The following is a 24,384-nucleotide window of genomic DNA, read 5'->3' on the forward strand; positions in this document are numbered from 1 at the left end:
AGCTCCCTTTTTTGCTCTCTTTTTCGCTACCCCTGACCCTGGGCGCTATGCGTCGGCCTTCGGTCAACGCTCGCGTCCGAGGACGATGCAGGTGTTGAAGCCGCCGAACCCGAAGCTGTTGGACAGCGCGTAACGGATGTCGGCGGCCCGCAGCCTGCCGGGTACGAGCCGGCAGTCGCGGTTGATCGGATGGCGCAGGTTCAGGTTCGGATGGACGAAGCCGCGGCGCATCTGCACCACGGTCGCGATCGCCTCCACCACGCCGGCCGCGCACATGCAGTGGCCGATCAGCCCCTTGGTGGAGTTGATCCACGGCCGGCCGAAGCTGTCGCCCAGCGCCCTGCGCAGCGCGGCCAGCTCGGCCACGTCGCCGCTGGGCGTCGCCGTGGCGTGGGCGTTGACGTAGTCGATGTCGCGCGGCCCGACGCCCGCGTTGGCCATGGCGTTGATCATCACCTTGGCCTCGCCCTCCTCACGCGGGTCGGGCAGGCTGTTGGCGTCCAGCTTCAGGTCGTAGCCGCACAGCTCGGCCAGCGCCGTCGCGCCGCGGGCGGCGGCCGAGCGGGCGCTCTCCAGCACGACGCAGCCGGCGCCCTGGCCGGGCACGAACCCCTCGTGCTCCTCGTCGAACGGCCGGCACCTGGCCTCCTGCGGCTCCTCCACGCCGGCGACCGCGCCGAGCGTGGCCAGGCCGCGCTTCTCCATCGGCGACAGGTCGGTCATGGCGCCCACCACCAGGCAGACGTCCACCGCCCCCGACTCCACCAGCCGGCTGGCGTTGATGATGCCGACGTTGCCGCTGGCCGAGGCGCCGCCCACGGTGTAGCCCTCGCCCCTGATGCCGAACACCTGGCTGAGCGTGCCCACCCGGTCGGTGTCCATGAAGTGCAGCGCGAACCTGGCCGGCAGGTGGGCGGGGTTGTCCTCGTACTTGGGGTGCAGGTCGTGGGCGTAGCCGGAGCTGAGGTTGTGCCCGGCCACGACCAGGCCCATCCGCTCGGGGTCGGCCCGCGCCTCGTGCAGCCCCGCCTGCTCGTACGCCTGCATGGCGGCGACCAGGTCCATCTGCAGCGGCTGCGGCGAGCGGTTGGCCGCCCGCAGCGCGCTGCGCACGATCTCCTCGGGCAGACGGCGGCGGGCCGCCACCGCCTCCCGGAAGCGGAAGCCCTTGACCAGGGCGGCCAGGCGCGGCCCGCCGTCGCCGGGGTCGGGCACCGGCCCGATCCCGCACCGTCCGGCCCGCAGCGCCCTGGTGAACGACGGGACGGTGGAGGCGATCGAGCAGACGATGCCCATGCCGGTGACGACGACCTTCATGAATGCCTCGCCAGCAGGTCCACCAGGGACCGGATGTCGTGCACCTCCTGGAACTCCGACACCGGCACGGTCAGCCCGAGGTCCTCCATGCTCATGGTGACCACGTCGGCCCGGTCGACGCTGTTCGCGCCCAGGTCGGTCAGGGTGCCCTCGGTCGTCACGTCGCCGGGCCGCAGGTCCGGCAGCACCTTCAGGACGTTCTGCTTGACGGTCTCGAATATCTCCGCGTTGGTCATGGTGCCAGCCATTCGTAGGTTCGGTGGTAGTCCTTCGTCCCGGTGTTCACCAGGAGGTCACGGTCGAAGCGGGCACGGCTGAGCAGGTGCTCGTACGCGCCCACGTCGACCTGCCTGTCCCGCTCCGGCACGAGGCAGGTCAGGGTCTCGGGCAGCAGCGCCGCGTACTCCTCGAAGCCGAGTTCGCAGCGGCCGTCCAGGTGCTCGCCGATCCGCATCGCGGCCAGCGTGCTCGCCGACTCCTCGTCGACCAGGCCGCTGAAGAACTCCGAGGAGCAGCCCGAGCCGTAGGAGTAGAGGCCGACCCGGGCCGGGCCGGCCAGGGCGGCGTGGTCGATCAGGCTGGCCAGGGCCAGGTAGACCGAGCCGGAGCAGAGGTTGCCCACCCGTCTGGGGTAGCCGAGCGAGGGCAGCACCCGCCGCTCGAAGTCCTCCTCGACCGACGCCGTGCCGCCGCCCGACTCGCGCATCAGCTTGCGGTGCGCGGCCTTGACCATCCCGGCGAACGGGGTGTGCATGGCCAGATAGTCGAAGGTGGTGGCGAAGTCGGCGTCCTCGACCCTGGACCGGTAGCCGGCCAGGCAGCTGGTCAGGCAGTCGAGGTAGGCGAACAGCGAGCGGTCGGAGTCGGCGATGTCGAACGTCGGCCCCGGCCGCGCCGAGTCCATCGTCTCGTAGCTGTGGTTGCCGAACGCCCCCAGATCCAGGTCCAGGATCTTCGGCCGGTCGCTGATCAGCACGGCCGCCGCCCCGGCGCCCATGGCGGGCTCGGCGTAGGCGGCGCGCTCGTCCACCAGGGACACGTCCGTCGCGATCACCAGCGCCTTCGCGCCGGGCGACACGCCCGAGGCGACGTACGCGGCGGCGAGCTGGACGGCCGCCGTGGCCGCGTAGCAGGCCTGCTTGACCTCCACGACCCGGCAGCTCCTGGGCAGCCCCAGGTATTCGTGCACGTAGGAGGCCACCGACTTGCTGTAGTCGAGGCCGGACTCGGTGGAGGTGATCAGGATCTCGATCCGGTCGTCGCCGGCGATCGGCCGGGCCGCGTTGACGGCGTTGGTCACCGGGTCCTCGAAGGGCAGGCCGACCGAGCGGTTGCGCATCATCAGGTTGCCCAGGCGCTCGGCGTCGAGCCCGCGCCCCTCGAACAGCTCCGGCACCGGGATCTGGGCCAGGCCGCAGTAGACGTTGAGTGCCTCGATTCCGACGTTCACCTCACACGCTCCCACAGGAAGTCGACCAGGGCGTCGATGCTGGGCACGCCGCCGAAGGAGGACAGCGGCTCGCGCACGCCGAGCCGGTCGAGCACGGCCAGGATGATCTCGACCCGGTCCACGGAGTCCGCGCCCAGGTCCTTCAGGTGCGCCCGGCCGTCGATCTCGACGCCGGGCAGGATCTCGTCGATCGTCTTGTGCACGACGCCCTCGACGTGTTCACGCGTCGTCATCGGTGTCTCCCCTCCTGAGAACGCGCAGGGTGCTGACCGCGATCGTGCGGCCCCGGTCCTCCATGACGAGGTTGACGATCTCCTCGTTCTCGTCCTCCGGCGCCGGCCAGCACTCCAGGCTCACCCGCAGCACCGAGTCGGCGTTCGCGTTGCCCAGGTAGCACAGCCGCTGGTCGAGCACGACCCGCCGGAGGAAGTCGGCGACGCCGATCCCCCGGCTGCGCCAGAAGCGCAGCAGCACCCAGTCGACGATCGCGAAGTAGGAGGCGAAGTAGAGCAGGCCCACGCCGTTCAGGTCCCTGGACGGCTCCACCGGGTAGTCGGCGGTGAACGTGACCGGGTCGTCCGGTTTGCGGGCCAGGAACGTGCCGGTGCTCCTCGCGTGGCCGTAGACCTTCCGCGGCGAGTACGCGCCGGGCAGCCTCGGCAGGTGCTCGTGCCTGAAGTCCACCGGCGACGACTTGACCAGCCCCTCGTTGCTGCCGGGCGCGCTGCGCGAGATCCAGCGGTTGAAGGTCTCGACGTAGATGCAGCCGGGATCGTCGAAGGCGTAGAAGCGGTCGGGGTCGAGCTCGCCCGTCCGGCCGCCGCCGCGGCCGATCCGGTGCAGGGCCAGCACCGACTCGCTGCCGAAGCCGAACAGCCGGGAGGTGACCTCCAGCTCGTCGCCGAACGTCAGGGCGTTGACGTGCAGGTCGCGGCTGCCCCTGACGTGGAAGTAGTAGAAGGACAGGTACGTCGGGTCGCCGGCGGCGTTGCGCGCGTCGAAGGCGTTCGTGCCGCACAGCGCGCTGACCGTGTCCCAGGTCCAGTCGCCGACCTCGCCCATGAACAGCGAGCTGGGCCCGCACATCCCTGGCTTGACCAGCTCGGTCCTGGTCACGGTGCTGTCGTCAATTCTGTTCATCATGGAACTCGCAGATCAGCCGGTTGACGTGGTCGGGGCTGGTGAGCTGCGGGAAGTGACCCGCGTCGGGGATCTCCTCGTACCGGGAGTCGGGGATCAGCGCGTGCAGCAGGTGCGCGGTCTTGGCCGGGATGACGGTGTCGTACCGGCCCTGGACGATCAGCGTGCGCGCCCGGACCTCCGGCAGCCGGTCGCCCAGGTCCGGGCGTTCGGCGAACACGTCCAGGTAGCGCAGGCCGACCTGCGGGGCCATGCTCTCGGCGCGCAGCAGCAGCCGCATCAGGGCCTCCCGCCGCTTGCGCAGCCGCTTGGACCCGCTGCCCTCGATGACCCGGTCGAAGTCCTGGGTGGCCACCACCTCCAGCTTGTCGATGTCGCCGACCCGGTTGCCGATGCGGCAGGAGCTGCCGATCAGGATCAGCGACTCGGTGTCGCCGGGGTGGTCGAGCGCGTACGCCAGGGCGACCAGCCCGCCGAACGACGCCCCGGCCACGTGCGCCGGGCCGCCCGCCACGTCGTGGCAGAGCCGGGCCAGGCCGCTGAGCGACAGGTCGGCGGCGGCCGTGGTCGCGCCGACGCCCGGATGGTGCACGCTCGTCACCCGGTAGCGGTGGGCCAGCCCCTCGAACTGGCGGGCGTAGACGCCGGCGCCGATGTTGAACGGGTGCATGAGCAGCAGGGACGGCCCGGAGCCGGCGCTGAACAGCTCGACGTCGCCGTCCGGGGTGGTGACGATCTCGTGCTCGACGTCGGGCTGGTGTTCGCGCAGGATCGCCAGGTTGGGGTTGTCGGGGTTCCTCCGGGTCGTGTTCTTCCTGCGGTCGGGGCGGGCGGCTTGCGGGGCGTCGGCGCCGAGGAGGGCGCCCAGGCGGGCGGCGGCGTCCTTGGCCTCCTCGACGCTCAGGCCGACCGGCACCGCCAGGCGCACCACGCCCTCGCGGCCGAAGTGCGGAGCGCCCCTGATGCCCGTCTCGCGGAAGATGCGCACGTGGTCGGCGTCCTTCAGCAGCACGCAGTGACCGCCGGGCGGGCCCTCCAGCGCGACGCCCGCCTCCGACAGGCCCTGCCGGAGCGCCGCCACCGCCTCCGTCCGGGCGCGCACCTGCTCGACCACCGTCTCGCGGTCCTCCAGGGCGGCCGCGATGATGCGGCGGTTGGCCAGGCCGACGTCCCTGCCCCAGGTCTCCAGCCGCTCGGCGACCCGCTCGCGCAGGGCGTCGTCGCGGGTGGCGAGCAGGCCGCCGAACGGCACCCCGAAGTCCTTGGACAGGCTGATCGTGGCGCTGTCGGCCAGGTCGAACAGCTCGCCGACGACCTCCCACACGTCCCGGCCGTCCGCGACCGCCACCGCGTTGTCCACCACGCGGGCGCCGTCGATCACCAGCGGGACGCCGTGCCGGGCCGCGGCCTGCTTGACCGCGCGCAGGCTCGCCAGTGAGGTCGGCACGCCGCCGGCCGCGTTGTTGGCCACCTCCACGCAGACGAACGACACCGGCTCGTCCCCGGCCAGCTCCGCCTCCAGCGCCTCGACGTCGATCTCCGGGCCGCCGGGCAGCTCGACCGGCTTGAAGCCGTTGTCGGCCAGGCTCAGGAACCAGGTCGGGAACAGCCCGTTGTGCAGCACCCGCCCGCGCCGGCCCGGCCACGACCGGCACAGCAGCGCCTCGGCCGCCCGGCCGGAGCCCGTCGGGACGACGAACGGGAACGGCAGGCCCTCGATCTCCGTGTCCGGGCGGGCGGCCGACCGTTCCGTCAGCCGTCGCAGCCGCTCGGCGATCCAGGGGGCGTCCAGCTCGGCCCAGGAGTCGGTGATCAGGTCGGTGGTGACGTGGTGGGCGGGGACCCGGGCCGGCTCGCCGCCGTACCGGTTCAGCAGCTCCTCCGCGCCCGGCCTGTCCTCGGCCGGTTCATCGGTCGTGGGCTCCTCGGTGGTGGCGGGGCGCAGGTCCGGGTCGGCGATCATGAGGATGATCTCCGAGACCGGCGTGCGGTCCTCCCCCTCCGGCTGGCACAGGTAGATGGGCACGTTCACCGGCCGGAACTTGTTCTTGAACTGGAAGTTCCCCTCGCCGAAGATGCCCGCCGAACGCAGCTCGTCCAGCGCCTGGCGCACGTCCGGGGCGGCGTTGGCCGACTCCTCCGTCTCCACGCCGAAGCTGGCGCCGAAGCTGAACATCGTGCAGCCCTCGGCCACGAGCTGCTCGATGATCTGCACGATCGCGAACTCCAGCCCGCCGAGCGGCATGCCCTTCGGGTAGAACTCCACGTCCAGCAGGTAGCCGTTCTCCGACGGGATCTTCGTGATGACGACGGCGTTGGCCACCTCGTCGTCCAGGTAGGTGACGAAGACGCGGTGCCTGCCGTCCAGGCGGCCCTCCTCGATCTCCCGCCGGACGACCGACACGTACGGGTTGACCATCTGCTTGCGGCCGGCCCACTCGTCCACCAGCCCGGCCAGCCTGCGGTCCATCTCGGGGTCCTCGCCCGAGCGGTACTCGACCGTCCGGCACTCGCCCGCCTTGCAGAAACGCCGCACCATGTAGCGCAGACGTTCCATCCGGCCGCCCTTCAGCGTGAAGGAGCCCAGGTCGTCGAGCCGCTGCACGGCCCCGAACGGCGTCGCGCTGTACGGCTCCCCGGCCACCTCGCGCACCGGCAGGAGGGACAGGAAGTTGGGCCGCAGACCGCGCGCCCTCGCATAGGCGGTGTACTCCTCGACCAGCTCCTGGAAGTACTCCTCGGACCCGGCGTAGCTCCAGGCCAGCAGGTTGCCACCGTTCTCGGAGACGTGCAGGTAGCCCTCGCGCGCCGAGCCGATGAAGGCCAGCGGCGCGATGTCGCGTCCGGCCAGGCCGCCCTCCTTGGCGTGGCGGCGGTCGATGTCGGCGACCAGGTCCCGCAGCTCCGGGTGCCGGTGCAGGTCCCGCTTCAGCAGCACGGCCGGCTCGCCGTCGTGGGTCCTCGTCTCGAACGGGGCCGGTCCGTCCGGCTGCTCCGGGGGCCGTACGGACTCCGCGCCGCGCTCGTCGCGCAGGTGCGCGGCCAGGTCGGCGAGCGTGGGGTGGTCGAACAGGAGGGTCTTGCGCAGCGCGCCGACCTGCTTCTCCAGGACGCTCACCACGCGCAGCATCTCGAAGGAGGTCAGGCCGTTGTCGGCGAAGCTGCGGGCGGGGTCGAGCGGGCGCTCGATGATCGCGCCGACCAGGTCCGCGAGCTGGTCCTCCAGGGCGCCGGCCTTTCCTTGCGCCGGCTTGGGGGCCTTGGCTCGCGCGGGGCTGGGCGCTTGGGCCCGCTCGGGTGTGCGGGTGCGCTTGGGGGGCGGTTCAGCGGCCTTCGGTTTCGGGGCTGGTTCGGGGGTCTTCTGTGCGGGCTTGGGGGCCGGTTCTGGGGTTTGCTGCTGGGTGGGCTTTTTCGGTTTTGGGGTGGGGGCGGAGTCGGTGATGGCTGATTCGACGGCGCGGGCGAGCCGGTCCACCGTGTCGTACTCGTACAGCTCGGCTGCCTGGAGGTCGAGGGAGAAGGCGGTGTTGATCGCCTTGACCAGTTCCATCCGGAAGATGGAGTCGAGGCCCAGCTCCTCGAAGGGGGTGTCCACGTCCACGCCGGCGGGGTCGGCGTCCAGGATCGTGGAGAGCCGTTCGCGCAGCATCTCCTCCACCCCGGCGGGCCCGCCGGCGCTTCCGGCGGGTGCGACCGGCGTCTCGTCCAGCCGTGCGGCCTCCGCCCGCTCGGCGGGGGCGGGAGCGGAGGCGGGCGCGTCCGGCGTCCGGCCGCCCTTGGCGGCGCGCAGGCGCACCTTCCCGTCGCTGGTCCGCCGCACGACCCCGCCGTCCGACGGCACGCCGGACGACACGCCGGACGGGGCGCCGGACGGGGTGGCGGCGCGGGACGGCTCGGGCGCGGTGAACCAGTGCTCGACGCGGGCGAAGGGCGGGCCGGGCAGCGAGACCCGCACCGGGTGCGGCCCCTCCCACAACCCCTGCCAGTCCACCTCGCTGCCGGACACCCACGCCTCGGCGAGGTCCTCCGGCCCGGTGCCCCACGGCGCCGGGGCGTCCCTGCGGGCGGTGCCCCTGTGCACGCCCGCCGGATCGCCGCTCAGCGCCCGTACCGCCTGGTCGCGATCGCTGACCACCACGGCGAGCCGTTCGGACAGGTGACGGCGTCCGTTCTGGAGGGTCCAGGCGATGCGGTCGAGGCCGATCTCCGGATGTTCCCGGATGTACCGGGCGACGTTCTGCGCGTACTCCTCCAGCGCTTCCCGGCGGGCCGCCGAGAGCACCAGCACCCGCGGTTCGCCCGCCTTCTCCGGCGGGACCTGCTGCCGGTACGCCTCCAGCACCACGTGCGCGTTCGTGCCGCCGAAGCCGAACGAGCTGACCCCGGCGACCCGGTCCGGCCCGTCCCACGGCGTGAGCCGCGTGTTGATGGTGAACGGGCTGCCCTCCAGCCGCACGTACGGGTTGGGGCGCTCGTAGTGGATCGTCGGCGGCAGGGCCCCGTGGCGCATGCAGAGCAGCACCTTGAGCAGCCCGGCGATGCCGGCCGCCGCCTCCAGATGGCCGATGTTGGTCTTCACGGTGGCCAGCGCGACGTGCGGGACGTCCGGCGCGGGCCGCCCACGGTCGGCGTACAGCCGGGCGAACGCCTTCTTCATGCCCTCGATCTCGATCGGGTCGCCGAGTCTGGTGCCGGTGCCGTGCGCCTCGATGTAGGTGACGCGGGCGGGGTCGACGTCCGCCTTGCGGTAGGCGTCGACCAGCACGCGCGCCTGCGCCTCGGGGTTGGGCGCGGTGAGCGAACTGGCCCGGCCGCCGTGGTTGACCGCGCTGCCCCTGATCACGGCGAGGATCTGGTCGCCGTCCGCCAGCGCCGTCCGCAGCGGCTTGAGCAGGACGGCTCCGCAGCCCTCGCCCCGGCCGTAGCCGTCGGCGCGCTCGTCGAACGTCTTGCAGACGCCGTCCTCGCTGATCATGCCGGACTTGGCGAAGGCGATGTAGAGCCCAGGGCTGAGCGTCAGGTTGACGCCGCCGGCGATGGCCGCGTCGCACTCGCCGTCCTCGATGGCGCGTACCGCGTGGTGCAGGGCGACGAGGGAGCTGGAGCAGGCGGTGTCGACCGCCTCGCTGGGGCCGCGCAGGTCCAGCAGGTGGGAGACGCGGTTGGCCAGGATGCAGTCGGCCACGCCGCTGGCCGTGTGGGCCTCGACCGGCACGCCGTGCTCGCGCAGCAGGTCGTCGTAGTCGCACGCGGACACGCCCGCGAACAGGCCCGTCCTGGTGCCGGCCAGGTCGGCGGGGCGGTAACCGGCGTCCTCGACGGCCCTCCAGACGGTCTGCAGGAACAGCCGCTGCTGCGGGTCCATCATCGCCGCCTCCTTGGGCGAGATGCCGAACAGCGCGGCGTCGAAGGAGCGCACGTCGTCGAGGAAGCCGGCGCGGACGTTCGCCGTCTCGGGGTTCTCGCGCAGCTCGCGCCGGTCCTCGGGGACCGGGCGGGTCAGGTCGTGGCCTTCGGCCAGGTGACGCCAGAAGTCGTCCAGGTCGGCGGAGCCGGGCAGCATGCCGGCCATGCCGACGATCGCGATGCCATCTGTTGCGGGGGTGCCCGTCGCGGGAGTGCCCGTCACGGGACTGCCCGTTGCGGGCGCGGCCGTCGCGTCGGTCGCCGGGGTGTCCGGTGGAGCCGGGGAGGTCCCGGCGCCGGGCCGTGGGGGCGAGGTCACGGTCTCCGGCGCCGGGCCTGGCTCGGCGGCGTCCTCCTGCCGCCCGGCGGGGGCGGCGAGAGGTTCTGCGGCGGGGGTGGGTGGGGTGTGGGCGGCGGCGATCTCGGCCGGGTGCTGGGCGAGCAGGTGGTCGCAGAAGGTGCTCAGGTCGGTGGCCTCGAAGAGCACGGTCGGCAGCAGGTCCAGGTTGTACCGCTCGTTGACCTGGTCCACCAGCTCGGCCATGGAGATCGAGTCGAACCCCATGTCCATCAGCTCGGCGTCGAGGTCCACGTGCTCCTCGCCCACCAGCAGGAATCCGGCCGCCGCGCGACGCAGCTCGGCCCGCACCGCCTCGATCAGATGGTCGTCGGACCCGGTCGTCTCCGTCGCGGACATGGGCTCACTCATCTCCATAACCTCGAATTCGGGGTTCGCGGGCGGCTGGGACCGTTCGGGGGCGCGCTGGGCGGGGCCTTCGACCACGGCGAAGCTCGTCTCGGCTCCGGCCAGCCCTCGGGCGAAGGCGGCGAGCCCGGCGGCGGTGCTCATCGGGACGCTGCCCCAGCGGCGTTCGAACAGCCGGCGGGTGGCGTCGTCCACCTTCATGCCGCCCTCCTCCCACAGCGGCCAGCCGACGGCGAGCGTCCTGCCGTGCCCGAGCCGCTGGCGCCGCTCGGCGAAGTGGTTGAGGAAGGCGTTGGCGTAGGCGTAGTCGATCTGCCCGATGTTGCCGGTCTCGGCCGCCACCGACGAGAACAGCGCCAGGAAGTCCAGCGGCTGCCCGCGCAGGGCCTCGTCCAGCAGGACGGTGCCCAGAACCTTGGGCTCCAGCACGGCCCGCGTGTCCTCGGGACGTTTGCGCACGGCCCGCGCGTCCCGGTGGATCCCGGCGGCGTGGATGACGCCGTGGAAGGGGCCGTACCGGTCGCGCAGGTCACGCAGGTCGGCGGCCGAGCACACGTCGGCGCGCACGTAGACGGCGGGCAGCCCGGCGATCCGGCGCTCGATGTCGTCGCCGGGCTCGGAGCGTCCGGTCAGGACCAGCTTCGCCGCTCCGCGCCCGGCTAGGAAGCGGGCGAACGCCAGCCCGATGGCCCCGGCGCCGCCGGTGATCAGGTACGTGCCGTCCTGCCGGACGTCCAGCCGGGGTGGCGGCGGCTCGTACGGCTCCATGCCCTTCAGCAGGCGGGCCCCGTCGCGGTAGGCGACCTCGGAGACCCGCTGCTCGGGAGCGGTTCCGGCGGCGGGCGCCCGCAGCTCGGCCGCGACCTGCGCCGGGGTGGCGCCGGTGACGCACACGCCGCTGAACGCCGTGTGCTCCAGGGCCAGCGTCCGCAGGGCGGCGGCCAGGGCGGTGTGGTGCGGCTCGCCGCTCGCGGCGGACACCACGACCCTGAGCGGGCCCCCGTCGCGCAGGACGGCGGTGGCCGTGCGCAGCAGGGCGTCGAAGGCGGCGGTCCCGGGGAACGGGTCCGAGGGGGCGATCACGATGGCGTCCGGGGTCCGACCCAGGCCGCCGAACTGCCGGTCGGCCTGGTCGGGGGTCTCGTCTGGCGGGAGGGCGTCACTGGGGCGGAGTTGGGCGCCGCCGAGCGCTCCGGCCAGCCGGTCGTCGTCGGTGATCACCAGGAGGGCTTCCGGTTCCCGGGGACCTTCGGGGAGTGCGGCGGGCGTCCAGCGGGGCCGCAGGTAGGTGCAACGCCCGTCGGCGGCCTCCCCGGCTCCCTGGTCGGCGGCCGGCCCGGCGTCGAGCTCGGAGCCCGCCTGAGGAGCGGCCGCGTCGGCGGGCTCGCCGGCGGAGTCGCCGCTGGTCTGGGCGGTGGGATGGGGGACGGTCTGGGCGGTGGAGTGTGTGGGGAGCCAGTAGGGGCGGCGGTCGAAGGGGTAGGGCGGGAGGGTCACGCGGCGCGGGTGGGGGGTGGGCCAGTTGGCGGCCCAGTCCACCCGGGCGCCCGCGACCCATCCGGCCCCGAGCCCCTCCGCCCCGTCCTCCGGCGGAGCCTGGCCGGCGCCGGGCTCCGCCGTCCCCACGAGGACGCCCTCGGCCTCGCCGTCGCCCGCGAACGTACGCAGCCGGGCGGCCAGCTCGTCCAGGGAGGCCGCCCGGACGGCGAGCCGGTCGGGCAGCTCGGCGCGGCCCACCTGGGTGGTGTAGGCGAGCTCCGTCAACCCCGCGCGCCCGCTCGCCGCGACGTCGGCGACCTGGCCCGCCATGGCGCGCAGCTGGTCGCGGGTACGCGCCGAGAGCAGGATCACCTGCTCCCCCGCGTCGGCGGGCTCCGGCGGCGCACCGGCGGTGGGCACGTACTCCTCCAGGACGACGTGCACGTTGGCCCCGCCGGCGCCGAACGAGCTGACCCCGGCCCGGCGCGGGAACGTCTCGCCGTCCAGGAAGGGCCGTTGCCAGTCGGTCAGCCGGTCCGGCGGCCGGAAGGGGGACGCGGTGAAGTCGATCTTCGAGTTGGGCGTCTCCAGGTTCGCGCAGGGAGCCACCTGGCCGTGCTGGAACTGCAGCAGCACCTTGGTCAGCCCGGCGATGCCCGCCGCCCCTTCCAGGTGCCCGATGTTGGCCTTGACGGAGCCGACCATCCGGTCCACGCGGTCGGCGTCCGCGACGCCCTGGGAGGTGAAGGCCCGGGTCAGGCTGGCGATCTCGATGGGGTCGCCGAGTGCGGTGCCGGTGCCGTGGGCCTCGACGTACGAGATGGTCCGCGGGTCCAGCCCGGCCCGCCGGACCGCCTCGGCGACCAGGTCGGCCTGGGCGCTCGGATTGGGCACGGTGTACCCCGCCGTCTTCCCCCCGGCGTTGGCGAAGGCGCCCTTGATGACGCCGTAGATGCGGTCGCCGTCCCGCTCGGCGTCGGCCAGGGGCTTGAGCAGCACCGCCCCGACGCCCTCCCCCGGCACGAACCCGTCCGCCGCCTCGTCGAACACCTTGCAGGCGCCGTCGGCGGCGAGCATGTTCAGCGAGCAGAGCGCCACGAAGTGGGCGGGGTGCAGGATCAGGTTCACGCCGCCCGCGATGGCCTGCGCGCACTCGCCGCGCCGCAGGCTCTCGCAGGCGAGCTGCACCGCGGTCAGCGACGACGAGCAGGCCGAGTCGACGGCGAGGCTCGGCCCGCGCAGGTCGAAGAAGTACGACACCCGGTTGGCGATCGACCAGTACGCCGAGTGCGCCCCCGCGAACCTGCCCTCCGGCCAGCCCTCGGCCGCCGCCATGCGCCCGTAGGAGCCGTACATGGTGCCGACGAAGACGCCGGTGCTCGGCTGCCTGGTGTGCTCGCTCAGGTAGCCGGCGTCTTCGAGCAGGGTCCAGGCGGTCTCCAGGAACAGGCGTTCCTGCGGGTCGGTGATCTCGGCGTCACGCGGCAGGATGCCGAAGAACGGCGCGTCGAACTGCTCCACGCCCTCGATGAAGCCGCCCCACTTGCTGTAGGTGCGCTGCTTGCGTCCGCGTTTGGGGTCGTACAGGGCGTCCAGGTCGAAGCGGTTCACCTCGGTGATGCAGTTCGCGCCCTTCGCCAGGTTGCTCCAGAAGGCGTCCAGGTCGGGGGAGGCCGGGTAGCGGCCGGTCACCGCGACCACGGCGATGTCGAGGGCCTGCGCGGCGGGCTCGCGGCGCGGCGCGGGCCGCGCCGGCTGCTCCGGCGCGGGTTCCTGGCCGGCCGGCCGCAGGGCCGCACGCAGGCGCTCGCCGTGCTCGTCCTCCAGGTACGCGGCCAGCTCCTCGATCGTCAGGTTCTCGAACAGCAGGGTGGACGGCAGCGGCCCCAGGTCCTGCTCGAACCGGTGGATGACGTTCTGGCTCACCAGCGAGTCGATGCCGAACGTCTCGAACGTGGCGCGCTCGTCCAGGTCGGTCGTCCCGTACTTGAGCACCTCGGCGAACACCCGCTTGACGTAGCCGCGGGCGGCGGCGCCGGTGGCTGTGCCGTCAGCTGTGGCGGGCGCCGTCTCGCCCACCAGGACGCACTGGTCGAGCTCCGCGACGGGCGTGCCGGGGATGCCCAGGGTGCGGGCGGGGGTGAGACCGGCGTCCCGGAACGCCCGCTGCCATTGCGGCGCGCCGAGCAGCGGGCTGTGCGGCAGGCGCAGCTCCTCGTCGGTGAAGCGCCACCAGCCCGGGGTCAGCCCGAACGTGAGGGTCAGGAAGTCGGCCGCCCTGGTCACCTCGTTGACCAGCAGCCGGCCGCCGGGACGCAACAGCGCGGCGGCGTTGCGCAGCGTCCGGCCGACGTCGGCGGTGGCGTGCAGGACGTTCGTGGCCAGCACGACGTCGTAGGTCCCAGGTTCGAAGCCCTGCTCGGCCGGGTCACGTTCCACGTCGAAGAGGGCGAGGACGAGGTCCGGGCGGCGGGCGCCGAACTCCTGCTCGCCGTGGCGCAGGAACCCGGGCGAGACGTCGGTGTAGGTGTACTCGACGTCCTGGCCTTCGAGGGCGTCCAGCACGAAGCCGGTGCTCGCGCCCGTACCGGCGCCGATCTCCAGGACGCGGCGGGGGCCGCCGCGGGCGACCTCCCCGGCCAGCAGCCGGTTGAAGTGGTCCGAGACCGCCTGCCCCTTGTAGACCTGCTCGACCAGGCTCATCGAGCCGCCGGGGAACAGCACCTCCATGGGATCGCACTCGCCCGCCAGCACGCCGGGCAGCGCCTCGACGCACGCGGTCAGCAGCTTGACATGCGGCTCCAGGTCGGGGAAGCGGGCCAGCACGTCCGCCGGCGACGTCTCCGGCGCGGGCCCGTCCAGCAGGTCGAGCACGGCGGCGCGCAGCCGTCCGCGGTCCGGGCGCACGTTCCCGACGGCCCGCACCCGGTCGGCCGACCGGTGCAGCAGCGCGCGGGCCAGGTCGTCCAGCGCGCCGAACGCCGTCCGTGCCCGTTCCAGCTCGCCGAGCTCGCCGTCCCGGCCGGGCTCGGTGGCGGCGTCCGGGGTGCGGACGCCGATGTGGGCCAGGCCCTTCGGCTCCGCCTTGACGACGAGCGCCTGCCGCGCGCCCGACCCCAGGACGGACGCCAGCGCCGCCATGCCCTCCTCGGGCTCGATCGAGCCGATGCCCAGCTCGGCGAACCGGCTGTCGTAGCCGCCGCCGGAGACCGCGCCGACGCTGCCCCAGTAGCCCCAGTTGATCACGCTGACCGGCCGGTCGGGCAGGCTCAGCGCGTAGGCGTCCTCGAACGTGCTGGCGGCCGCGTAGTTCGCCTGGCCGCCCACCTCGACGAACGAGGCCGCCGAGGAGAAGTAGGCCAGGAAGTCGAGCGGCAGGCCCGCCAGCGCCTCGGCGAAGACGGCGGCACCGGTGACCTTGGGCGCGAGCACCTGGGCGAACGCGTCGTCGTCCATGTTGGCGAGCGTCATGTCGCGCAGCACCAGAGCGGCGTGGAAGGCGCCGTGGAGCTCGCCGAACCGCTGCCGGGCCGCCTCGACGGCCCTGCCGAACGCGGCCCGGTCGGCCACGTCGGCCCGCAGGTAAACGGCCTGGCCGCCGAGCGACTCGATCTCGGCGAGCTGCTCGCGGATCTCGGGGCCGATCTCCCGCCGCCCGACCAGGGCCAGCCGCGCTCCTGCGGTGGCGGCCAGATGCCTGCTCAGGGTGCGTCCGAGGCCGCCGGTCCCGCCCACGATCAGGTAGGCCCCGCCGTCCCGGTACGGGCTGCGGCCGGCGGTCAGGGGCAGGGGTTCCAGGGTGCGGAGGTGGCGGTGGCCGTCGCGGAGGGCGACCAGCTCGTCGGCGCAGGTCTCGGCGCGTACCAGGCGGGCGAGGTCGGCGGGCGGCTGCGGCGCGGCGCCGACGTCGATGACGGCGACGGTCCAGTGCGGGTGCTCGGCGGCCACCGCCCTGGTCAGGCCGATCACGCCGGCCGCGTGCGGGACGATCTCCTCGTCCCCGACCCGCACGGCTCCGGCGACGACCACCTTCACCGTGAGCCGCCGGCCGCGGCCCTGCTCGGAGAGCCGCTTGACCAGGCGAAACACGTCGCGGGTGGTGGGATCGCCGGCCGGCGGGCCGGTCCGGTCGGGCAGGGCGAGGACGTACACGGTGTCGTACCGTTCCTCCGGGACCGGCGAGGCCAGCGGCGCCGGGCGGCCGTCCTCGTGGGTGTCCAGGAGGGCGCGGGCCAGCGGCTCGGCGGCCGGGGTGTGCAGCACGAGCGCCCGCCCACCGCCCGCACCGGACCCGACGGCGGGCTCGACGGCGGCCCCAGTGCCGGCCCCAGTGCCGGGCTCGGTGGCCGACCCGGTGGCCGACCCGGTGGCGGGCTCGGCGCGACGCCAGACGGGGGCGAAGATCATGCCGTCCGCCGGGCGGGCCGGCCGGGCCCGCAGGACGACCCCCCGGAACTCCGCCCTGACCCGCCCTGCGGCGTCGGCGAGGCGGATCGTGTACCCGTCCCGGCCCTCGTCGGTCACGTGGGCGTGGGCGGGGCCGGTGATCGGGCCGTCCAGCTCGGCCGACTCCACGCTGAACGGCATCGCCGGCTCACCGCCCTCGGGACGCAGCGCCGCGACGGTCTGGAGCGCACCGTCCAGCAGCGCCTCCCAGCGCGCGCCCTCGCGCAGGACGCCCAGCGCCTCGCCGTCGCCGACGCGGACCTCGCGCAGCACCCGGAACCCGGGCCCGTAGTGCAGCCCGGCGCGGTCGAAGGCGCGGTAGAGGTCGTCGCCCGGACGGCTGTCCGCGCAACGGGCCGCGACCTGGGCGACGTCCAGCCGCCGCAGTGCGCCGTCGCCGGTCCGCAGGGTGCCGCGGGCGTGCCCGTCCAGCTCGAAGCCGCCGTCGTCGCGCACGACCACGTCCAGGGCGCGGGCCTCGCGCACCTCGTACGGGCGCAGCCACCGTACCCGCTCGAAGCGCACCGGACCGGACAGCCCGCCGCGCTCGGCGGCGATCGTCAGGAGGGCCACGCCGGGCAGCACGGGGGTGCCGCCGATCCGGTGGTCGGCGACCAGCCGGTCGTCGGGGCGGATCCACGTGCCGGGGGCGGGCCCGGCGAGGTGAGCGGCGCCGCCGATCCAGTGGCGCCGGTCGTCCGCGAACGGGTATCCCGGCAGCGGCACCCGCCGCCCGCCCGCCGTCAGGTCGTCCCAGGGGAGGTCGTCCCCGCTGGTGTACCGCTCGGCCAGGCGTCCCGCCTCGCCGCGGGCCGGACGGACGCCGTCGCGCAGCTGGCCGCGCAGGTCGGCGAGGTCCCCGGCCACGTACGCGCACCGGGCCCCGGCCAAGTGCGGCCTGCCGACGGCGAGCGTGCGGGCGACGTCGCGCACGTCCAGCTCCGGGTGAGCGTCGAGGTGACCGGCCAGGGCGGTGCGCAGCCGGGCCAGGGCCTGCTCGTCCGAGGCCGACAAGGGCACGACGACGTCCTCGCGCCCGCCGGGCCGCGGCTCGCGGGAGGGCGGCTCGGCGACCACGACGTGGCAGTTCGTGCCGCTGAAGCCGAAGCTGCTCACCGCCGCGACCCGCTCGCCAGAGGGGCCGGGCGTCCAGGGCGACAGCTCCGTGACCACTTCGAGCGCGCCGTCCGCGAAGTCGATCTTCGGGTTGGCCCGGACGAACCCCGGCGACGGCGGCAACTGCCGATGCCGCAACGCCAGCAGCGTCTTGAGCAGCCCGCCGATCCCGGCCGCCATGGTGGTGTGGCCGACGTTCGCCTTGAGCGAGCCGATGCGGCACGGGCGCTCACGGTCCGCGCCGAACACCTTCGCCAGCGCCTTGACCTCGATCGGGTCGCCCAGCTCGGTCCCGGTGCCGTGCGTCTCGACGTAGTCCACCGCGCCGGGACGGATCCCGGCCCGCCGGTGCACCTCGGTCAGCAGTTCCGCCTGGGAGGAGGCGCTGGGCGCGGTGATGCCGTTGCTCGCGCCGTCGCCGTTGACGCCGCTGGCCCGGATGACGCCGTGGACGTGGTCGCCGTCCGCGAGGGCGCGGTCCAGCCGCTTCAGCACGACCACGCCGACGCCCTCGCCCAGCACGATGCCGTCGGCCGACTCGTCGAAGGGCGCGCAGGTGCCGGTGGGCGAGAGCATCCCGGCCTTGCTGCACCAGATGTGCATCCTCGGGGTGTTCATCACCGCCACCCCACCCGCGACCGCCGCCTCGCACTCGCCCCGCCGGATGCTCTCGCAGGCCAGGTGCACGGCCACCAGCGAGGACGAGCACGCGGTGTCCACGGCCATGGTCGGCCCGCCGAAGTCCAGCAGGTACGCGATCCGCGCGGGCAGCACCGAGGAGGCGTTGCCGAGGAAGGCGTGCCCGGTGTCGTCGCGTCCGGCCGCCGCGAGCAGGCCGGCGTAGTCGCCCGCGCCGCAGCCGACGAAGCACCCCCACGGCCTGCGGCCGGACCTGGCGGCGTAGCCGGCGTCCTCCAGGGCGTGCCACGCCTCCTGGAGGAACAGCCGCTGCTGCGGGTCCATCGTCTCGGCCTCCAGGGGCGAGATGTTGAAGAAGGCCGCGTCGAAGGCGTCGACGTCGGTGAGCATCGCGGCCCACTTGCTGTACGTCCGGCCCGGCGCCATGCGGTCGGCGTCGTACACCCGGGACACGTCGAACCGCTCGGGCGGCACCTCGCGGATGCTGCACCGGCCGCCGGCCAGGTTCCGCCAGAACGTCTCGAGGTCGGGCGCGTCCGGGAACCGCCCGGCCATGCCGATGACGGCGATGTCCCCCTCCCGCGCAGGCGTCTCCTCTCGCGCGGGCGGCTCCGCACGGGCGGGCTCCGCACGGGCGGGCTCCGCACGGGCGGAGGGCTCTTCGGTGGGCCTTACCGGCTCCAGGGTGACCGTGCCGGGGTTCGTGGGGGGCTCGGCGGTCGTGGTGTCCGGCTCGGCGCGGTCGCCGTCGAGCGAGGGCAGCCGGATCCGGCCCGCCCGCTCCTCCGGATCGCCCGGTTCGGGCGTCTCGTCCCGCTCGGCGGGGGTGGGTTGTCTCGGTACGGAAGGTCGCTCCTCCCGGACCGGCTGCTCGGGGGCGGGACGCGGCGCCGGCACGCTCAGCCCGTCGGCCGCCACGGCCTCCCGTACGGCCTCCACCAGCGCCGGGACGGTCGGATGGTCATAGACGGCGACGGAGTCCAGGTCGAGCCCGAAGCTCCGGTTCAGGTCCCGGACGATCTCCACGGCCCCGATCGAGTCCAGGCCCATCTCGCTGAAGCTCAGCGAGTCGTCCACCTCGTGGGCCTGCAGGTAGAGGTGGCTCATGAGCGTGCCCTCGATGACCCGCCGCACCTCCCCCGGCTCGGGCCCGGCCGCCGCGGCGGGCTCCTCCGCACGCCCCCGGGGACGACCGCCCTCGGGCCGCGCCCCGCTGCCCTCACCGCCGGAGACCCCGCCCCCGGCGGTCCCCGGCTCGGCGATCTCCGGCTCGGCGGCCTTCCCCTCGGAGCCCCCTCCTTCGGAGCCCCCTACTTCGGAGGCCCCGGCCTTCGGGGAGCCGCCTCTGCCGGTGTCCACCTTCGGGGAGCCGCCTCTGAAGGCGTCCGCCTTCGGGGAGTCGCCTCTGAAGGTGTCCACCTTGGCGAAGTAGTCGTCGACGCGGGCCAGCGACTCCTCCCCCAGCACGCGCTCGTGCATCCCCGACTCGCCCGCGATGACGCCGGTCAGCCGGTCGAGCACCCGTCCGGCCAGCTCGGACTTGAGCGCCCGCAGGGCGGGCAGCGGCAGCGCGGCGATCGAGCGGGCGTGCCTGAGCGCCGCCTTCAGCACGGCGTCCTGCGGCAGGACGGTCACCCCGGCCCCCCGCCTGGCCAGCTCCTCACCCGTGACGGACCGGCCGGTGTAGAGCATCTCGTGCGCCGCCGACCGGCCGAGCCGCTCTTCCAGGATGTAGGTCGCGCCCATCCCGGGCGTGAAGCCGAACTTCATGAAGTTGGCGCTGTAGACCCCTTCGGCCGCCATGATGACGAGGTCGGCGAACAGCCCGAAGGCCAGCCCGCCGCCCGACGCGTGCCCCTGGACGGCGGCGATGACCGGCCGGTCGCACCGCAGCAGCCCCTCGTACAGGAAGGGCACGTCCGTGAAGCGTCCCTGGCCGCCCGCGAGCGTGCGCAGGGCCTCCGGGGTGGCGCCCATGCTGAAGACGTTGCCGCTGCCGGTGAGCACGACCGCCTTGACGTCCTCGCGCCCGGCGATCTCGGCGAACGCGGCCTGGAGGTCGTCGATCAGCTCCCTGGTGAACATGGACGCCCCGGACCCCATCACCACCAGCGCCACCCCTTCGGGCAGCACCTCGAACCGCAGCCCTTCCCCGTCCGGCACGAGCTCCACGTCCTGCTCCGCCGGCCTCTCCACGGCGAGCGGCTCGACGGGCGGCTCGGCGGGGGGCTGGGCGGCCGTGGTGACGCGCTGCCACCGGCCCAGCCAGCAGCTCTCCTCCTGGAACGGGTAGACCGGCAGCGACACCAGCCGTCCGCCGTCGTGGCACTCGCGCCACGGCACCTCGGCTCCTGCGGCCCAGGCGGCCGCCACCTCTTCCAGCCGTCCAGCCCGGAACAGCCGGACGCAGTCCGCCGCCGACGGCGTGCCGTCCTCGCCGCCGGAGCCGGTGAAGACGCCGGGGCCGGGGTTCGCGCCCGCCGCGTACGCCTCCAGCCCGTCCCGGAGCTCGGCCACGTCGTTCACGACGAGCGCCAGCCGCTCCGCCATGCCGGTCCGTCCGACCTGCGAGGTGTAGGCGAGGTCGGCCAGAGCCGTGCCGGGGCCGGCCAGGTCGGCGACGGTGTCGTCCAGCGACAGGCCCTGTCCGAGCTGCATCAGCGCGGCCGGGTCGAGGCCGAGGTCGCCCAGCGAGTCGGCCGGGTCGAGCTGGTCGGCGGGGATGCCGAGCAGCGCGGCCACCCGTTCGACGCCGTCCCGGGAGCTCGGGCGGGAGCCGTCCGCCGTGGCGGTCTCGGCCAGGAAGCGGATCCAGGCGCGGGCGTAGTCGCGCAGCGCCTTGGGCGTACGGGCGGAGAGCACGACCAGGCAGGGCCCGTCCGCGCCCGGCCGGGGAGCGGGCTCCGGGGCCTCCTCGACCAGGACGTGCGCGTTCGTCCCGCCCGCGCCGAACGCGCTGACCCCGGCCCGCCGGGGTGTGCCGTCCGCGCGGGTCCAGGGTTCGAGCACGCGCTGCACGTGGAAGGGCGTGGCGGCGAAGTCGATCTTCGGGTTGAGCTCGTCGGCGTGCAGGGACGGCACCAGCTGCCCGTGCTGGAGCTGGAGCAGCACCTTGGTCAGCCCGGCGATACCGGCCGCGCCCTCCAGGTGCCCGATGTTGGACTTGACCGAGCCGATCGCGCAGTCCGCGCCCTCCGGCAGTGCCTGGCGCATGCCCTCGACCTCGATCGGGTCGCCGAGCGAGGTGCCGGTGCCGTGCGCCTCGATGTAGCCGATGCTCGCCGGGTCCCAGCCGGACCTGCGGATCGCCGTGCCGATGAGCTGGGCCTGCGAACGCGGGCTCGGGACGGTGGCGCCGCTGGTCCGGCCGGTGTGGTTGACGGCGGTGGCGGCGATGACGCCGTAGATGTGGTCGCCGTCCGCCCTGGCCCGCGAGAGCGGCCTGAGCAGCACGGCGCCGACGCCCTCGCCGGGCACGTACCCGCTGCCGCCGGCGCCGAAGGCGCGGCACCGGCCGTCCTCCGACAGCCAGTGTCCCTGGGCGAGTTGCAGGTACTTCTGCGGGTGGACGGTCGCGTTCACGCCGCCGGCCAGGGCGAGGTCGCACTCGCCGCGCCGCAGGCTCTCGACGGCCAGGTGCACGGCGGTCAGCGAGGAGGAGCAGGCGGTGTCCAGCGCGATGCTCGGGCCGTGCAGGTCGAGGGTGTAGGAGACGCGGTTGGCGATGGAGGCGTGCATGGCCGTGGGGGCGACGCCGCCCTCCCCGCCCTCGACGAGCTGGTAGTGGTTCCACATGACGCCCGCGAACACGCCGACGTTCTGCGCCGACAACGACTCCGGCGGGTGGCCGGCGTCCTCCAGCGCGTGCCAGCAGGTCTGGAGGAACAGCCGTTCCTGCGGGTCCATGCGTTCGGCGTCGCGGCGGGAGATGCCGAAGAAGGCGGGGTCGAAGCGGTCGACGCCGTGGAGGAAGCCGCCCCACTTGCCGTACGTCCTGCCCGGGGCGCCCTTCTCGGGGTCGTAGATCTCGTCGTGGTTCCAGCGGCCGTCCGGGATCTCCTCGATGCAGTCGCGTCCCTCCGTCAGGTTGCGCCAGAAGGCGCGCAGGTCGGGGGCCTGCGGGTATCGCCCGGCCAGCCCGACGACCGCGATGGGCTCGTCGACCTGCACCCCGCCGGGCTCACCGCCACCCGCCGCCCGCACCTCCGTCCGCGCCTCCGTCCGCGCCTCCGTCCGCGCCTCCGTCCGCGCCTCCGCGCGCGGCATGGCCGCCGCGGGCCGGGCGGCCGGGCTCGGCGTGGCGGCCGCGGGCGGGGCGACCGGGCGGGGCGCAGGGTCCGGTGGGGCGGGCGGCAGCAGCGCGGGGATGCGGTCCGCGTCGCCGTGCAACACCGTCAGGACGTCCTCGGTCCCGCTCAGGGCTCGGTCGAAGACGTCGAGGGCGGCCTCGGTGGGCAGCGGGACCATCCCGGTGGCCGTGCGGGCGCGCTCGACCGTCTCCGGCCCGACCCGCATCCCGCCCTCGGCCCAGTACGGCCACGCGACCGCCAGGGTCCGGCCCGGCCGGTCCCGCCGCGCCGCCCGCCGCCGGGCGAACTCCTCCAGGTACGCGTTCGCGAAGGCGTAGTCGGCCTGCCCCGGGTTGGCCAGCGACGCCGACACCGACGAGAACACCACGAAACAGTCCAGGTCGTCGTCCCTGGTCGCGGCGTCCAGGTGGCGCACGCTCAGGGCCTTGGCCGCCACCACGGCCTCGATGTCGGCGGCCCGTTTGCCCGGGTAGAGCCCGTCGCGGTTGACGCCCGCGCAGTGGACGACGCCGTCGATGCGGCCGTGGCGCTGCCGGACCGTGGCGAGGGCGCGCTCGACCTGGTCCGGGTCGGTCAGGTCGGCGGAGATCTCGGCGTTCCTGCTGACCGGCACGGCCGTGGCCTGGTGGCGGCGTTCCAGGTGCTCGGCGAGGAGGCGGCCGATGCCGCCCGTCCCCCCGGCGATCACGTACACGCCGCCCTTCCTGATCGGGACGGGCCCGCCGCGCTCACCGGGCTCGGGCTGCTCGGGCTGCTCGGGCTGCTCGGCCGGCTCCACCGGGAGCCAGCGGCGCACCAGGCGTTCGCCGCGCTCGTAGCGGATCTCGGGCTCGTCGGAGGCGTCCCGCAGCGGGTCGGCAGAGGCGTCGGCGGAGGAGGTGGGGGCGGAGGAGGAGGCGGGGGCGGAGGAGGCGGGGGCCAGGCGGATGCTGCGGCAGCGGATCAGCGGGGTCTCGGCGGTGATCGTCCTGGCCAGCGCGCCGACGGCCTCGTGGGCGGGGTCGTCGCCGGTGTGGGCGTAGGTGAGGGTGACCGGCCGCTCCGGCTTCGCGGCGAGGACGGCCTTCGCGGTCTCCCAGACGGCCAGGCACGGGTCGGCGGGCTCACCCGGCGTGGCCCGGATCACCAGGTGCCGGGAGCCGTCGTACCGGGCGCCGGGGGTGATCTCGCGGTACTCGCCGGGGTCGTCGCCGTCCTGGGGGTGCGGCACCCACACGTCGCGGAAGCAGCGCGTCTCGCCCGGCTCGGGCTCCGGCTGTCCCGGGGTGAGGTCGTAGGCGGAGGAGAGGTGGGCGGCGAGGCTGTCGATGTCGCCGTACTCGAACAGCAGGGTCGGGTAGAGCCGCCGCCCGACGATCTTCTCCAGCCGCTCGCTGATGTCCACGAGCGTGACCGAGTCCAGGCCGAGGTCGTAGAAGCCGGTCCCGGTGGGCACCTCGCCGGGCGGGCGGCCGAGCGGCCCGGCGACGAGCTCGCGCAGCCGGCCGACCAGGTCGCCGGAGCCGTTGTGGCCGGTGGCGGACGGCTGCTCCGGACGTGCCGGGTCGTCGAGCAGCCGCTCGATCAGTCGCGGCGACCTGATGCGCTTGCACGACAGCCCGCCGAACCCGGCGACGAAGCGCCCCCGCTCGTCGTAGAGGCCGAAGTCGTTGGTGATCACGTCGCCGGACGGCGCGATGCTCTCCGGGCGCGGCGCGTACACGTGGAAGGCCGCGCCGAGCCGCCGGGGCGCGCGGAACTCGGCGATGTAGACCGGGATGAACGGCTCCCGCCCGGACGCCTGGGTCTGGCCCAGCCCGGCCAGGGTGGCCGCGTCCAGCCGGGCGGGGTGCAGGTGGAAGCCCTCGTGGCCGGGGGCGGGCGAGTCCTGACGCAGCTCGGCGAGCAGGTAGCCGTCGCCGTGGTGCAGCCGTCCGGCGCATTTCATCGGGGCGCCGTGGCTGATGTCCTCGGCCCTGGCGCGGGCGTACAGGTCCTCCATGTCGCCGTGCCGCCGGGCGCCCCGGCGCAGGGCGTCCAGGTCGATCGGGCCGGGCTCGGGGCCGCTCGGCGCGCCCACCTTACCGGTGAAGTTCCGCCGCCAGCCGGACAGCGGCGTCCCGTCCCTGCTCCAGCGGCTCTCCGCCCGCACGTCGGCGCCGTCTACGGTGACGCGGATCTCCCGGTCGGCCTCCGGCTTGGTGACGATCGCCTCGGTGAACAGCACCTCGCGCAGGACGATCTCCCCGGGGTCGCGTCCGGTCGCCATCAGCGTGCGGAACACCAGATCGAGGAACGTCACCCCGGGCATGACGGACACGTCGTGCACCCGGTGGTTCCGCATGATGAAGTCGTTGTGCTTCAGCGTGGTGTGACACTCGATCGCGGGCATGGAG

Annotated in this window: 6 protein-coding genes; all 6 read right to left on the minus strand. The window is 74.2% G+C overall.

The features are described 5' to 3' along the window. Positions 1-63: 63 nt before the first annotated feature. From ACFYYW_RS13130 to ACFYYW_RS13155, 6 genes are read right to left on the minus strand one after another with little or no spacing between them, the layout of a single operon-like run. Positions 64-1,317 carry a beta-ketoacyl synthase N-terminal-like domain-containing protein gene (locus ACFYYW_RS13130; RefSeq protein ID WP_387648059.1) on the minus strand — a complete coding sequence of 418 codons (1,254 nt, stop codon included), beginning with the start codon at positions 1,315-1,317 and terminating at the stop codon, positions 64-66. After that, on the minus strand, positions 1,314-1,553 hold the full coding sequence (locus tag ACFYYW_RS13135) for a phosphopantetheine-binding protein (RefSeq protein WP_352364810.1): 240 nt from the start codon (positions 1,551-1,553) through the stop codon (positions 1,314-1,316). Before ACFYYW_RS13135 ends, ACFYYW_RS13130 begins: the two co-directional genes overlap by 4 nt. Then, complete coding sequence (locus ACFYYW_RS13140) at positions 1,550-2,767, minus strand: hydroxymethylglutaryl-CoA synthase family protein (RefSeq protein ID WP_387648063.1); 1,218 nt, start codon at positions 2,765-2,767, stop codon at positions 1,550-1,552. The genes ACFYYW_RS13135 and ACFYYW_RS13140 overlap by 4 nt, the downstream gene beginning before the upstream one ends. Further along, the gene (locus ACFYYW_RS13145; RefSeq protein ID WP_352327369.1) at positions 2,764-3,000 is read right to left on the minus strand and encodes a phosphopantetheine-binding protein; all 237 of its coding nucleotides are present in this window, start codon (positions 2,998-3,000) and stop codon (positions 2,764-2,766) included. Before ACFYYW_RS13145 ends, ACFYYW_RS13140 begins: the two co-directional genes overlap by 4 nt. After that, on the minus strand, positions 2,987-3,910 hold the full coding sequence (locus tag ACFYYW_RS13150) for an LnmK family bifunctional acyltransferase/decarboxylase (protein ID WP_352327368.1): 924 nt from the start codon (positions 3,908-3,910) through the stop codon (positions 2,987-2,989). The genes ACFYYW_RS13145 and ACFYYW_RS13150 overlap by 14 nt, the downstream gene beginning before the upstream one ends. After that, entirely contained in the window at positions 3,894-24,380 is a 20,487-nt protein-coding gene (locus ACFYYW_RS13155) for an SDR family NAD(P)-dependent oxidoreductase (RefSeq protein ID WP_387648068.1), read from the minus strand. The genes ACFYYW_RS13150 and ACFYYW_RS13155 overlap by 17 nt, the downstream gene beginning before the upstream one ends. Between the last annotated feature and the right edge of the window lie 4 nt (positions 24,381-24,384).

The organism is Nonomuraea sp. NPDC001831 (assembly GCF_042892035.1).
GTDB lineage: Bacteria > Actinomycetota > Actinomycetes > Streptosporangiales > Streptosporangiaceae > Nonomuraea.